Raw genomic sequence first — 15,371 nt, forward strand, 5'->3', positions numbered from 1 at the left:
CTCCTTTACTTAGCAGGAACTTCTTTCATTTCGTAGGCTTCTACAACGTCACCTTCCTTGATGTCGTTGTAGTTTTCAATAGTAAGTCCACATTCAAATCCTTGCTTAACTTCCTTAGCATCGTCCTTGAAACGCTTCAAACTATTTAGTTCACCGTTGTAGATAACAACGTTATCACGAATTAAACGAATCTTACTGTCACGTTTAATTACACCATTGGTAACCATTCCACCAGCAATTGTACCAATCTTAGAAGCTTTGTAAAGTTGTCTTACTTCAACTTCACCAGTAACTTCTTCTTTGTACTTAGGTGCTAGCATACCCTTCATAGCTGATTCTACTTCATCAATAGCATCGTAGATAACTTGGTGTAGACGAATGTCAACATTGTCAGTTTCAGCTTGAGCCTTAGCTTGTGGAGTAGCACGAACGTTAAATCCAACGATAATTGCGTTACTTGCTTCGGCTAATGCAATATCACTTTCGTTAATTGCACCTACAGAACTATGCACGATGTTAACCTTAACACCTTCAACATCAATCTTTTGTAGACTTGATGCAAGTGCTTCAACAGAACCTTGAACGTCAGCCTTGATAATTACGGCAACTTCCTTCATTTCTCCTTCTTTTAGAGATTCGAATAAGTTATCCAAAGTAACACTGTTGTTCTTCTTACGTTCTTCCATTTGAGCTTCTTTAGCTCTTTCTTCACCGGCAGCACGGGCAGTCTTTTCGTCATCGAATACTACGAAACGGTCCCCTGCCTCTGGAACATCGTTTAAACCAGTAATTTCGATAGGAGTTGATGGTTTAGCACCATCTAAGTCCTTACCTTTTTCGTTAGTCATAGTTCTAACACGACCGAATGTATCACCAACTACGATTGGGTCACCTACATGCATAGTACCTTGTTGAACAAGTAATGTTGCAACAGGGCCTCTACCACGATCTAGACGAGCTTCAATAACTGAACCGGCAGCATGTTGCTTAGGGTTAGCCTTTAATTCCATCACGTCTGATTGTAGAAGAATCATGTCTAGTAATTCATCAACGTTGGTACCCATCTTAGCTGATAGTTCAACGAAGATAGTGTCACCACCCCAGTCTTCTGGGATTAATTCGTAACTTGCTAGTTGTTCGATAACGTGGTTAGGGTTTGCACCTGGTTTATCGATCTTGTTAATTGCGACGATAATTGGTGTCTTGGCAGCCTTAGCATGGTCGATAGCTTCAATTGTTTGTGGCATAACACCATCATCTGCGGCAACCACTAGGATTGTGATATCAGTGATATCAGCACCACGAGCACGCATAGCGGTAAAGGCAGCATGTCCTGGAGTATCCAAGAATGTGATAACTTTACCGTTTCTTTCAAGTTGGTAGGCACCAATTGCTTGAGTAATTCCACCAGCTTCACCAGCAGTGATGTGTGAGTTTCTCAAGTAATCCAATAATGTTGTCTTACCATGGTCAACGTGTCCCATGATAGTAACAACTGGTGCACGGTCTTCTAGGTAGTCAGTATTTTCTGCTTCTTCTTCGAAGATCTTATCGATATCAGAAACATTTACTTCAACTTTTTCTTCAGCCTTAATGCCGTAGTCAGCAGCTAGAAGTTCGATTGTATCCTTATCCAATGAAACGTTTTGGTTAACCATTACTCCTAATAGGAATAACTTCTTAACGATTTCAGCTGGCTCTCTGTGAATAATCTTTCCGATTTCTTGAGCGTTCATACCAACTGTGTATACCAATGTTTCTGGCAATGGACGTTCTTTTCTTTCTGGTGCTTTGTTGTTCTTGTGGTTTTGTCTGATACGTTGGTTCTTAGTGTACATACCAGCAAACTTGTTGTTACCACGGTTGTTTTTCTTGTTGAATTTCTTCTTGTTCTTCTTACCACCTTTTTTGAAGTTTGAAGAACCATTGTTGTTTGGTTTGTTTGTGTTGTTGCTGTTATTGCTATTGTTATTGTTCATAGATTGCTTTGCCTTATTGTTAGAATTTTTGTTTAAAGTCTTGTGTGGCTTTTCGGCAGGTTTCTTAGAATTATTGTTAGCTGGTTTGGTTGTATTAACCGGCTTTTTCTTTGGAGCAAAGTGATCTCTAATTGCCTTTTCTTCTTTAGCGTCTAGACCTGACATATGATTTTTAACGTCATATCCCTTTTTCTTTGCTTCATCAATAATTGTTTTACTAGCTACATTTATCTCTTTAGATAACTCATAAATTCTTTTCTTACCCATACCATCACGTTCCTTTACAATTAATTTGTCATTTCTTTCAAACGTTTGGCAAATCCATTGTCTGCGATTCCAATAATGGTCCGCGGCATCCCAATTGCATCACTTATCTCTACTTTAGTAAACATTTGATTGGTAGGAATGTTATATGAATTTGCCTTATCTGTAAATTTCTTCAAGCTGGCTTTTCCAGAGTCAGTAGCGATAATCAGAAATTTAATTTTATTCTTCTTGATTGCGTTGAGCAATATGTCTTCACCAGTAGTTATCTTTCCGGCTCGCTTTGCTAAACCAATAAAGTTTAATATTTGTTCTTTATTTGTCATTTTCGAAAAGTTCTTTTCTGGCTTGTTTGTGGTCTACGTAAGCAATTAAATCATCGTAAAATTCATCACTTAAGTCAACTGAAAATACTTCGTTTAGTTTCTTTTCATCCTTGGCTTTTTGTGCGACTTTTACGTCAATTGAAACGTATGCCCCTCTACCTGATTTTTTTCCAGTTTCATCGATAGTAACGTTATTTTCTTTGTCCTTAACGATTCTAACTAAATCTTTCTTGGGAGCCATTTCACCAGTAACAATATCTTTTCTCATTGGAATTTTTCTTGTTCTCATTGAATTAACACTCCTTAAACTTGTTATTATTCGTTATCGATTGCGTCGTCACTATCTTCTTGGACGTCTTCAGTTAGACCATCAGCTTCTGATTCAGACTTGATATCAATCTTGTAACCAGTCAACTTAGCAGCTAGACGTGCGTTTTGTCCACGCTTACCAATTGCTAATGATAGTTGGTAGTCAGGCACGATAACTGTACATGCACGTTCATTTTCTTCATCAAAGATAACATCAACTACTTCTGATGGGTTTAATGAATTTGCAATGAATTCGGCAGGATCTTCAGTCCATTGAACGATGTCCATGTTTTCGCCACCTAATTCGTTAACAATGGTTTGAACACGTTGACCTCTTGGTCCAACAGTTGTACCAACTGGGTCGATATCATCGTTGTTAGATCTAACGGCCACCTTAGCACGGTCTCCGGCTTCTCTAGCGATTGATACGACTTCAACAGTTCCATCATAAATTTCAGGAACTTCTTCTTCAAATAGTCGTTTTAATAAACCAGGAGCGGTACGACTAACGAAGATTTGAGGACCCTTAGTAGCGTCTTCAACACGGTTAACGTAAACCTTGATTCTGTCTTGTGGTCTGTATGTTTCATTTGGCATTTGGTCGTTCTTAGGCATAACTGCTTCAACCTTACCTAAATCAACATATACAAAACGATCGTCTTGGCGTTCGATTTCACCAGTGATTAGTTCGTCTTGGTACTTGCTGTACTTGTTGTAAACAATTGTTCTTTCAGCTTCTCTAACTCTTTGCATGATAACTTGCTTTGCAGTTTGAGCAGCGATTCTACCAAAGTTCTTAGGAGTAACTTCAAACTTAATTTCGTCACCTAATTCGTAACCACGGTTTAATTGTAATGCATCTGATAGACTGCATTCTAGTCTTGGGTCAACTACATCTTCAACAACAGTCTTAACAGCGTAAACATGGATGTTACCCTTCTTGTCGTCAAAAGCAACTTCAACGTTTTGTGCTTGGTTGTAGTTTCTCTTGTATGCTGAAGTTAATGCAGCTTCTAAAGCGTCAATAACAGTTTCTTTAGAAATCCCTTTGTCGTTTTCTAGGGCATCTAGTGCACCTAAAAGTTCTTTACTCATTTTTTGTTGTCTCCCTTAGCTAAAATTTAATTGCTAATCTTGCTTTGGCAATTGATTTTCTTGGTATTGTTAGATCCTTAATTCGACCTTTTAAATTAACAGTCAAAACTAATTCATCTTCGCTTAATTCTTTTAAAGTCCCTTCATAGACTTTTTCACCGTTAATTGGTGCATACAATGAAACATGAATGTATTCATTAACAGCTTTTTCATAATCTTCTGGTTTCTTTAGAGGTCTTTCAGCTCCTGGAGATGAGACTTCTAGAAAGTAAGCTTGTGGAATTGGATCCGGATCCATTGAATCTAATTTTTCACTTAGTTCGTCAGATACTAACGCACAGTCTTCAATATTGATACCGCCGTCTTTATCGACATAAACCCTTAAATACCAATTCTTGCTTTCTTTAACAAATTCGATGTCATATAGATAAAAATCATGACTATCTAGAATTGGAGTTACTACTTCTTTTACCACTTCTGTAACTTCGCTCAATGATACGCCTCCTAAAAAAATCCAATAAAAAGAGCGAGCATTTCTGCTCACTCCTTTCTCTCAGATATAAATCATAATGTATCATACCATACTATCTGAGATTGTTCAATACATACTACATCATATCAAATAAACTTAGTTGGTTTTCATCAGGTAAGTTATCAATGATATGGTTTTCTGTCATAAATTCGATTAACTTCTTAGAAACCTTTCCACGTTTGGATAAGTCTTCTTTAGAGATAAATTCTTTATCTTCACGTGCTGCAACAATTTGTTTAGCAACGTTTAAACCAAGACCAGGAATTGCTCTAAATGGTGCAATTAACTTGTTACCATCAATTAGCCATTGTTCAGCATCGGAACGGTTTAAATCAACCATTTCAAATTCGAATCCTCTTTCAATCATTTCATTGGCTAATTCAAGAACAGTTAATAGGTTCTTATCCTTAGCAGAAGCATCGTTTCCAAGATCGTTAATTTCTTTCATCTTAGTCTTAACGGCTTCCTTACCATGACACATTGAAACAATGTCAAAATCATCTGCTCTAACTGAGAAGTATGCACAGTAGTATACCAATGGGAAGTATACCTTAAAGTATGCCACACGTAACGCCATTAAAACATATGCTGCCGCATGGGCACGTGGGAACATATACTTAATCTTTAGACATGAATCAATATACCATTGTGGAATATTGGCTTCGTGCATCTTCTTTTGCCATTCGTCCTTAATTCCACGACCCTTACGAACATATTCCATGATTTGGAATGATGTTTCTGAATCTAGTCCCCAGTTAATCAAGTCGGTCATGATGTTATCACGACAACCAATAACGTTGGCGATAGTTGCTTTACCTTCCTTGATTAATTCATCGGCATTTCCTAACCAAACGTCGGTACCATGGGATAGACCTGAAATTTGTAGTAATTGTGAGAAGTTTGCTGGATTAGTTTGTTCTAGCATCCCTCTAACAAACTTAGTCCCAAATTCAGGAATTCCTAAAGTCCCAGTCTTTGATTGAATCTGGTCTTGGGTAACACCGATTGTATCTGTACCGGAGAATAGCCCCATGACTCCAGGGTCATCCATCGGAATTGATTGAGGATCAATTCCTGATAAATCTTGTAGCATTCTGATCATGGTTGGGTCATCATGTCCCAAAACATCCATCTTCAAGATGTTGTCATGGATAGAATGGAAATCAAAGTGGGTAGTTTCCCAAGCCGCGTTTTGATCATCGGCAGGATATTGGATTGGTGTGAAATCAAAAATATCCATATCATCTGGCACAATGATAATTCCGGCCGGATGTTGTCCGGTCGTTCTCTTAACACCGGTATCACCCTTTGATAAACGGTCAATTTCAGCAGAACGAATCGTTTGTTGAGTATCTCTTTCGTATGCCTTTACATATCCATATGCGGTCTTGTCGGCAACAGTACCAATAGTTCCGGCACGGTATACATTTCCTTCACCGAACAATACCTTTAGGTAGTTATGGGCGATTGGTTGGTAGTCACCAGAGAAGTTTAAATCAATATCTGGAACCTTGTTACCACTAAATCCAAGGAATGTTTCGAACGGAATATTATGACCGTCACCAATCATTAATGTTCCACATTCTGGACAATTTTCATGTGGTAAATCATATCCTGAACCATATTCACCCTTAGTGAAGAACTTAGAGTACTTACATTTTGGGCAACGATAGTGTGGTGGCAATGGATTAACTTCAGTAATCCCCGCCATTGTGGCTACCAAACTTGAACCAACAGAACCACGGGAACCTACCAGATATCCATCCTTGTTACTCTTTGCTACAAGACGCTTTGCAATCAAGTAAATAACTGAGAATCCGTTCCCGATAATACTCTTCAACTCACGGTCTAAACGTGCCTGAATTAATTCAGGTAGTGGATCACCGTAAAGTTCATGAGCCTTATCCATTGTTGAATTTCTGATTTCATCTTCGGCACCCTTCATGTGTGGTGTGTATAGTCGATCTAAGACCGGATGAATTCCATCATCAACCATGTTGGCAATCTTTTGGGTATTATCAACAACGATTTCCTTGCTGACATCTTCACCTAGATATTCAAAATCATTCAACATTTCGTCTGTGGTTAAGAACGGCACCTTGGGTAATTCTTGTCTGTTTAATGGGTTTGCCCCACCTTGTGAATGAATCAAAATCTTACGGTAAATGTAGTCTTGTGGATCCATGTAATGAACATCACCAGTTGCAACAACTGGTTTATCCATTTCATGACCCATATCAACCATGTTTTGAACTAACTCTTGTAAATGCTTCTTACCATGAATTAATTCTGAATCAATCATTGGTTGATAAGCAGCACTTGGTTGGACTTCAAGATAATCATAGAATGCAGCCTTTTTCTTGGCTTCTTCTTTACCCTTTTGTAGCATTGCGGTAAATACTTCACCATTTGCACAAGCAGAACCAACTAGGATTCCTTCACGGTACTTTTCAAGAACACTTCGTGGAATTCTTGGCACTCTGTAGAAGTATTCAACATTGGATAATGATACCAGTTTAAACATGTTCTTTAATCCCGCTTGGGTTTGAGCCATCAAGATAGCGTGGAATGGACGAGCATGTTTGTATGCATCGTTATCAGACATATGTTCATTTAGTTGATTTACCTTCGTAATGTTGTAACGTTCTTCCGCATCCTTAATGAACAAGTAATTCAAATGACCAGTTGTTTCAGCATCGTATACGGCACGGTGATGGTGTTCCAAAGCAACGTCAAATTTCTTAGCTAATGTGTTCAAACGGTAGCTCTTGTAGTTTGGATATAAGAATCGAGCCAATGGCAATGTATCAATGATTGGGTTTTGAATTTCTTCCATCCCATATCTTTGGTAACCAACATTCATAAAGCCAACGTCAAAAGTAACGTTATGCCCTACAACAATTGAGTCGCCACAGAATTCTCTAAATAGCTTAAAGACTTCTTCTTCAGATTTTGAACCCCTAACCATATCATCGGTGATAGATGTAAGTTCGGTTGTAAAGTCTGATAAATGGAAACCTGGATCAATAAATTCTTCAAATTGATCTAAAACGTTATTGTGTTGCATTCTAACGGCTGAAACTTCAATTACCTTATCGTAAATTGCAGATAGACCAGTAGTTTCAATATCAAAGACAACATAAGTAGCATCTGCTAAATCACGATCATCTTCGTTAAATGTAATTGGCACACCGTCGTCTACAACGTTTGCTTCAACACCATATAGCATTTTAATGTCGTTTTTTTGTGCTGCAGTGTAGGCAAATGGGAAACCTTGAACAGCGGCGTGGTCGGTAATAGCTAATGCTGGGTGGCCCCATTCTTTAGCTTTAGCCACGTATTCTTCGATACTGTTAGTTGCATCCATTTGACTCATCTTAGTGTGTAAGTGTAATTCCACACGCTTTTCTTCTGCATCATCATGACGGCCTTCATGATGTAATGGATTAATATCATATGCGTTCAATGTTAATTCATGACTGTAGTTATCTTCTTGGATACCACCACGAACCTTAATCCAATCGCCTTCTTGCAATGCAGCAAAGTTAGCTTCATCGTTTTCGTTGTTAGAAAATTTCTTAACTTCTATTGATGATGAATAATCGGTAATCTTTAAGATCATCAATTGACGACCTGATCTTAGTGAACGAATTTCCTTACTGAAGATGTGACCATTTACAATCACTAGTTTTTCTTCTTGAACGATATCGACTAGCTTAGTAACTTCTAGGTCATCTTTAATCTTCTTACCAATTTGGACCTTACCCTTTGGAACTGCATTCTTTGAATTCTTTTGACGCTTAGCAGATGATTCTTGGATTGCTTGCATTGCCTTTTGAGCTAGCTCGGCATCCTTCTTTTCCTTTTCAGCTTTAAAATCTTTGATTTTTTCTTGAGAAGCAGTTTCATCAACAAACACAGAAATGGTAAAGTGTGGAAAACCTAAACGTTCGTACAAATCTTCAATTGGACTAACTGCTTTGTCCACAAGAAAGTTCTTAACGATTTCATTATCAGCACTAAGTTCGATTTTGTGATCAACAATCTTTGGTGCATCACGTCTTAATAGTTCATTTTTAATAGCATCAGTGATATCAGCATGTTTAACAATCCATTCCCAGTAATTGCCTAATTGCTTGTTATCAAATTGATTGTCGTTTGCTTTAATATTAATTTTAGTAGTAGCGATTTCATCAAAAGTCGCTTGCATACGACTATAAAAATCCAAGAAGACTTCGTAATCTAAAATTCGTGGAAGTTTAAGGTGGAATTCCCAAATTTTGGAACGTTTGTGGATATCAATCTTCTCAATCTGACCGCCTTTAAAATTATCGGAACCAATTTGGTCTTTTAACTGTAATTGATTCAATAACTTTGTAAATAATTCTTCTTGGTTAGACAATCTAATACCTCCATCCTAAGTCAGCTAAAAAAGGTCAGTCTCTTCAACTGACCCTTTTTTATTTCAAATCTTTAAGTAAGATTTTTACAGTGTTAACAACTTCTTCTTGCTTAACTTCAACAGTTTCGCCAGTTTTTCTAATCTTGATTTCTACGATTCCTTCACTAGCCTTCTTACCAACAGTAACTCTGATTGGTAATCCAATTAGATCTGAATCGGCAAACTTAACTCCGGCTCTTTCTTTTCTGTCATCAGTTAAAACATCAAAGCCTTCATCCTTAAGTTCTTTTTCAATGCCATCAGCAACACTAACTTGAGTTTCATCCTTAGTGTTAACAGGAATCAAGTGAATGTCGAATGGTGAAATTGACTTAGGCCAAATTAAACCATTGTCATCAGCTTGTTGTTCAGCAATAGCAGTTAATAATCTACTAATACCGATACCGTAACAACCCATTACAACTGGTTTTTGACGACCATTTTCATCCAAGACGTTTGCATCTAAGTCCTTTGAGTATCTAGTTCCTAGCTTGAAGATATGAGCAATTTCAATACCACGAGTGAACTTCAATACACCAGAACCGTCTGGTGAAATTTCTCCTTCTTCAACTTCTCTAAAGTCACCGTAAGTAACGTTTTCAAAGTCACGTTCTGGGTTAACGTTAGCAAAATGGTAGCCATCTTCGTTAGCACCAGCGAATGCATTAGTCATGTCTTTAACGTAGTTATCTGCCAATACGGTTACAGATTCATCTAGGTTAAATGGACCAACGTATCCTCTTGATGTGTTAGTGAATTCTTTGATTTGTTCATCATTTGCTAAGTCAAAGAATGAAGCACCAAGGTAACCCTTAACCTTCACGTCGTTTACTTCATGGTCTCCTCTAACAAGAACCATCACTGGTTTTTCGTCAGCAATGAATAGAACACTCTTAATAACGTTTGAAGCATCTGTGTCTAATAGTTCAACATCGTCTTCGATTGATTTTACGTTTGGAGTACTAATCTTTTCTAAGTCTTTTTGAGTTTCGTTAGACTTTTCAGGTACGTACATGCTTTTAGCCATTTCCAGGTTAGCAGCATATTCGCTATCGTCTGAGTAAACAATGGTATCTTCACCAACAGCAGCTGGTGCAGAAAATTCGATTGAATCTGAACCACCCATGGCACCACCATCACCAATGATGGTACGGTAATCCAAACCAACTTGGTCAAAAATCTTACGGTAAGCATCTTCCATTTGGTTGTAGATACGATCTAAGTCAGCATCATCAATTGAGAATGAGTAACCATCTTTCATGATGAATTCACGTCCACGTAATAAACCGTTTCTTGGACGTTCTTCATCTCTATATTTTGGTTGAATTTGGTATAACACTAAAGGAAGTTTTTTATATGACTTAACTGAGTCACGAATGATTTCTGTGTAAGTTTCTTCGTGAGTTGGTCCTAGAATGAAATCAGTGTCATGTCTGTTCTTTAGCTTAAATAAAGCTGGACCGTAAGTTTGTAATCTTCCTGATTTTTCCCAAAGCTCTGCGGGTAATACTGCCGGCATAAGAGTTTCATTCGCGTCAATTTCGTCCATTTCCTTACGAATGATGTTTTCAATTTTTGAAATTACTTTGTATGCCAAAGGCAAGTATGCGTACATCCCTGCTGAAATTTGCTTAATGTACCCAGCTCTTAACATTAACTTATGACTAAGAGCTTCAGCACCCTTTGGTGCTTCTTTTAGCGTTGGGATTAACATTTTTGATTGCTTCATAAAAATCTCCTTAAATATGTTCTTAATGGATAAAGTATCTTTGAATGTCGTTAATTGTTACCAGTAGCATCAAAACAACTAAGAATGCAAAACCAATGAGGGTAACAATTGTTTCAACTTTTTCAGAAGTTGGTTTTCTTCTAACGGCCTCAATTATGTTCATTAATATTTTACCACCATCTAGGACCGGAATTGGAATTAAATTCATAATCGCCAAGTTAATTGATAAGAATGCGATAAAGTAAACAACTCCTTGTAGTCCTAACTTAGTAGCTTGTGATGTGGAAGCGTAGATTGCAACCGGTCCTCCTAAATCATTTAGGCTAAAGTGACCAGATACCATGTAAGTTAATTCAGAGACAAGTTGTTTAGCCATATTCCATGTTCTGGTGAATCCGGAGAATAGCTTGGTTGTAAAACTAGAATCGACCGTATTTTCAATTCCAATTAATCCATATTTCTTTCCATTATTCTTTTGTGATTCAGTGGTTAATTTAATAATCTTAGCTTGACCATTACGTTTAACCACTAAAGTTAATTTTTGATTGGGGCTTGATTGAATTGCTGCACTCAATTCATTCCAATTATTAGTCTTTTGATTATCGACTTGCACAATCTTGTCACCCGTTTTAATACCAGCATCTCTCGCCACGGAATGACCTGCAATTGGAGTAACTGTATTTTGAGTTGATGCTACCCCCCCTTGCATAAATGTCAAAATTGTAAATGCAACAATTGCTAAAATAACATTATTAACAATTCCAGCCGCATTAGTTAATAACTTTTTGAATACAGGTGCATTTTGAAATTGAACATCTTCTGGTGCAATTTGAACTTTTGTTCCATCGTGTTCAACCATTAACGCATCATGATTTACTTTAAATCTCTTAACCTCTTCGTTGTTATCTTGGTAACCTTCGATAAACAAGTCATGTTCAAGATCAACCTTTGAAACTTCAAAAGGTAGACCATCTAAAGTCTTTTGTTTTTGACTGGTATTAATTAAAATAACTTCATTTTGTTCATTAAATTTAAGTGTAACCGGAGTACCAGGATCTAGTTCCTGTGAATCGTTATCGGCAATCCCAGCCATTCGAACATATCCACCTAGAGGAAGAATACGGATTGTATACGTGGTTTGATTGTGACGATAAAAGAAAATCTTAGGACCCATTCCAATAGAAAATTCTCTAACCATTATTCCTGATCTTTTGGCAACGATAAAGTGGCCAAATTCATGAACAAACACTAAAATTCCAAAAACAATAACGAAAGCTAGTATTGTGATAATCAATTAAATCACTCCTTTACATCTAGATAATGCCAAATAGGTGAAGAAGTGGCAAAACGAATAGTAAACTATCAAATCTATCCAAGATTCCACCATGACCTGGCAAAATTTTTCCAGAATCCTTAACTTGGTAGTATCTCTTAAGAGCTGATTCAACTAAATCACCAAATTGACCAGCAATTGATAATACAAGAGTTACGATAACAGCAACAAGTAGTGATGTATGACCAATTGAGAAGTAGTACATCCACGCAGTAGCAATAACAGTTGCTAGTAGTGATCCGCAGATTGAACCTTCCCATGTCTTATTAGGACTTACGTGTGGAGCTAATTTATGTTTACCAAATTGCTTACCAAAGATGTAAGCACCTGAATCAGTTAACCAAACAATAAATAATGCATAGAATAATACAGCGATACCAACGTGTCTTGCAGCGATAAAGTAATGGAAGCCCATTCCTATGTAAAGCATTGCAATAGTAATCACCCCAGCATCATCAAATGAAAAAATGTTCTTAGTGACTACGGTTCTTAGCATCAATAGCATTAATACTAAATAGAATAAAAAGTTAACTGATAAAAATGATGGTAGACCATTAAACCAGTTACTTGGCGCAATTAATAATGTCACACCAACGAATGATAGAAGTGCTTCTGGTGAAATCACTAACTTTTTCTTCATAATTAGCACTTCAGACATTGCAACGATTCCCAATGCAATTGCTCCAATTTGAATAAAAATTCCACCCAATAAAACTATTGGCACAAATAATAATAAGGCAATGATTGCCGTTAATACTCTTGTTTTCATAATAATCTCCTAATGTTACTTGTTTTTTAATCCCCCAAAGCGACGGTGACGTCCTTGGAATTTAGCAATACAATTCATTAAATCTTCTTTGGTGTAGTCAGGCCACTTAGTGTCATCAAATACGAATTCACTGTATGCCACTTGCCATAATAAGAAGTTCGATAATCTTTCTTCCCCACTTGTTCTAATTAGTAAATCTGGATTAGCAAATTCTCCAAGTGATGAAGTCATTAGATTATCACTAACTACCTTTTTATCAATATCTTCAACATTCAAACTACCGTCGGATACCTTTTTAGCAATATTTTGAACGGCAGTTACGATTTCATCTTGGCTTCCGTAGTTTAGAGCAAAATTTAAAATCATTCCATCACATTCCTTGGTATCATCAATGGCATCGTTGATAGCCTTTTGTGTAGATTCAGGCAATTGATCTACATATCCCATAACGTTAACTCTAACGTTATTCTTTACTAAATCAGGAACGAAAGTTGAGAAGAATTTCTCAGGTAATCCCATTAAATAGTTAACTTCTTGATCAGGACGTTTCCAGTTTTCAGTAGAAAAAGCATAAAGAGTTAATGCTTTCACGCCTAAATCACTAGCTGCTTTTGTAATGTCTTTTACAACGTTCATTCCTTTTTTGTGTCCAGCAATTCTAGGCAAATGTCTTTGTTGGGCCCATCTTCCATTTCCATCCATGATAATGGCAATATGTTTGGGAATATTATTGTAGTCAAGTTCTGTGGTAGTTTTTTTCTTAAACTTAAACATATATACCTCACCTATTAATACAAATAAAGGATGAGAAACAATCCTCATCCCACATTTGTAAAGTTATTTTATTGGATTAATCTCCATTCGCCACGTTTAGCTTCTACTAAAGTTTCGAAATATTTTAATAATTGGTTCGCGTCGTTTGGACTATGTTCGCCTAAAAGATTTAATCCTTCGCCCGTAGGAATTGGATCACTTAAATCTGTGATTTCAGTTTCATTTTCAATTGTTGCTTCAGTAAATGCAACAATCCAATCATCTTCAATTAGTTGTGAAACCACAAAAAAGATGTTGAAATCATCAGTAACATATACCGGCATAACATAGATTCCATCTTGAATTTCTTCAAGTTGATTACCATTGTAAGACAATGCTTGCTTGGTATCATCGTTCATACTTTCAGATAGTTTGAAAACCATCTTATTGAATTCCTCTGTACCTGGTGTAACTTCTTGTTCTTGCATGGTGACATCCCCTTTTATTAATTTATCCGTTTAGTACTTCCTTTTCTTTGTCAGCAATAACGTTTTCTAAATCTTTGATTTGTGAATCTGTCAACTTTTGAACCTTGTCTTCTAGTGCGTGAGTTTCATCATCTGTAAAGTCATCATTCTTGTTACCTTTCTTTACAGCATCCATAGCTTCACGACGAACATTTCTAATAGCGACTTTACCTTGTTCTCCGGCAGCCTTAACCTTCTTAGAAATTTCTTTTCTACGTTCTTCAGTTAGTTGTGGAACAACTAAACGAATGTTATCACCATCGTTAGCTGGGTTAATACCAATATCAGCTTCAAGGATTCCCTTTTCAATGTCATCTAGAGCTGACTTGTCATATGGAGTAACCATGATAACTCTAGCTTCTGGAACAGTGATTGAAGCAATTTGGTTTAATGGTGTTGGTGCACCATAGTATTCAGCAGTAACACCGTTTAAAAGACTGGCGTTAGCACGACCTGCTCTAATACTTGCTAATTCTTGTCTTAATGATGCAATTGACTTTTGCATCTTGTCTTTTGCTGTATCTAAAATTTCATTTTGAGTTGCCATACTTTATTTCCCCTTAACTGTAGTTCCGATTTTTTCACCCTTAACAACTTTTTCGATGTTGCCGGATTCATTTAAATTAAACACTACTAATGGAATATCGTTGTCCATTGATAATGAACTTGCTGTTGTATCCATTACTTGTAGGTTCTTGTTAATAATATCCATTTGAGTTAATTCATCAAATTTAACAGCATTTGGATCCTTGTTAGGATCAGCTGAGTAAATACCATCAACTCCGTTTTTAGCCATTAAAATAGCATCTGCATGTACTTCAGCAGCACGTAAAGCAGCAGTTGTATCTGTTGAGAAGAATGGGTTACCTGTTCCACCAGAGAAGATAACTACACGATTCTTTTCAAGATGACGAACTGCCTTTCTACGAATATATGGTTCAGCAATTTGTCTCATTTCGATTGAGGTTTGAACTCTTGTTGGAACTCCAAGTGATTCTAAGTTTTCTTGTAATGCTAAACCATTCATAACAGTTGCTAACATTCCAATGTAATCAGCTTGTGTTCTTTCCATGCCCATTTTTGAACCAGCTACTCCACGCCACATGTTACCACCACCGACAACAATAGCAATTTGAATTCCTAGTTCGTAAACATTTTTTACTTCTTGCGCAATTTTCTTGATTACAGGTGGGTTAATACCGTGACCTTCATCACCAGCTAGTGCTTCTCCACTTAGCTTTAAAACAATACGCTTATATTTTAAGTCAGACATCGAATTTCCTCCATTACATGATCGTTAATTTAATTTTAGCA

13 protein-coding genes are annotated in these 15,371 nt (G+C 36.9%); all 13 read right to left on the bottom strand.

Annotation, left to right across the window (positions count from 1 at the left end; genetic code table 11):
• Positions 1–5: 5 nt before the first annotated feature.
• Positions 6–2,246, bottom strand: coding sequence for a translation initiation factor IF-2 (infB, locus tag K5Q07_RS03930; RefSeq protein WP_220729760.1), 2,241 nt, complete (start codon positions 2,244–2,246; stop codon positions 6–8).
• A 20-nt stretch (positions 2,247–2,266) separates the two neighbouring features.
• Complete coding sequence (locus K5Q07_RS03935; protein ID WP_034531672.1) at positions 2,267–2,569, bottom strand: L7Ae/L30e/S12e/Gadd45 family ribosomal protein; 303 nt, start codon at positions 2,567–2,569, stop codon at positions 2,267–2,269.
• Entirely contained in the window at positions 2,559–2,858 is a 300-nt protein-coding gene (rnpM, locus tag K5Q07_RS03940) for an RNase P modulator RnpM (RefSeq protein ID WP_034531674.1), read from the bottom strand. The genes K5Q07_RS03935 and rnpM overlap by 11 nt, the downstream gene beginning before the upstream one ends.
• A gap of 26 nt (positions 2,859–2,884) precedes the next feature.
• On the bottom strand, positions 2,885–3,973 hold the full coding sequence (gene nusA, locus K5Q07_RS03945; protein WP_053792782.1) for a transcription termination factor NusA: 1,089 nt from the start codon (positions 3,971–3,973) through the stop codon (positions 2,885–2,887).
• 19 nt (positions 3,974–3,992) lie between these two features.
• A complete protein-coding gene (rimP, locus tag K5Q07_RS03950) occupies positions 3,993–4,466 on the bottom strand; it encodes a ribosome maturation factor RimP (protein ID WP_034531677.1) in 474 nt (157 codons plus the stop codon).
• 115 nt (positions 4,467–4,581) lie between these two features.
• Positions 4,582–8,907, bottom strand: a complete 4,326-nt coding sequence (locus tag K5Q07_RS03955; RefSeq protein ID WP_251067631.1) for a PolC-type DNA polymerase III — start codon at positions 8,905–8,907, stop codon at positions 4,582–4,584.
• 58 nt (positions 8,908–8,965) lie between these two features.
• Positions 8,966–10,675 carry a proline--tRNA ligase gene (locus tag K5Q07_RS03960; protein ID WP_054606663.1) on the bottom strand — a complete coding sequence of 570 codons (1,710 nt, stop codon included), beginning with the start codon at positions 10,673–10,675 and terminating at the stop codon, positions 8,966–8,968.
• Between the two features lie 22 nt (positions 10,676–10,697).
• Positions 10,698–11,969 carry an RIP metalloprotease RseP gene (gene rseP / locus K5Q07_RS03965; protein WP_220729761.1) on the bottom strand — a complete coding sequence of 424 codons (1,272 nt, stop codon included), beginning with the start codon at positions 11,967–11,969 and terminating at the stop codon, positions 10,698–10,700.
• A gap of 19 nt (positions 11,970–11,988) precedes the next feature.
• Positions 11,989–12,777: a phosphatidate cytidylyltransferase gene (locus K5Q07_RS03970; protein ID WP_220729763.1), complete on the bottom strand. Its 789-nt coding sequence runs from the start codon at positions 12,775–12,777 to the stop codon at positions 11,989–11,991.
• Positions 12,778–12,792: 15 nt separating this feature from the next.
• Complete coding sequence (gene uppS, locus K5Q07_RS03975) at positions 12,793–13,551, bottom strand: undecaprenyl pyrophosphate synthase (protein ID WP_220729765.1); 759 nt, start codon at positions 13,549–13,551, stop codon at positions 12,793–12,795.
• A gap of 68 nt (positions 13,552–13,619) precedes the next feature.
• Positions 13,620–14,018: a hypothetical protein gene (locus K5Q07_RS03980; RefSeq protein ID WP_034531688.1), complete on the bottom strand. Its 399-nt coding sequence runs from the start codon at positions 14,016–14,018 to the stop codon at positions 13,620–13,622.
• Between the two features lie 22 nt (positions 14,019–14,040).
• Positions 14,041–14,604 carry a ribosome recycling factor gene (frr, locus tag K5Q07_RS03985; RefSeq protein WP_054606668.1) on the bottom strand — a complete coding sequence of 188 codons (564 nt, stop codon included), beginning with the start codon at positions 14,602–14,604 and terminating at the stop codon, positions 14,041–14,043.
• Between the two features lie 3 nt (positions 14,605–14,607).
• Positions 14,608–15,330, bottom strand: a complete 723-nt coding sequence (gene pyrH / locus K5Q07_RS03990) for a UMP kinase (protein ID WP_041152361.1) — start codon at positions 15,328–15,330, stop codon at positions 14,608–14,610.
• Positions 15,331–15,371: the final 41 nt, after the last annotated feature.

Origin of the sequence: Apilactobacillus zhangqiuensis, from assembly GCF_019656215.1 — a bacterium.
GTDB lineage: Bacteria > Bacillota > Bacilli > Lactobacillales > Lactobacillaceae > Apilactobacillus > Apilactobacillus zhangqiuensis.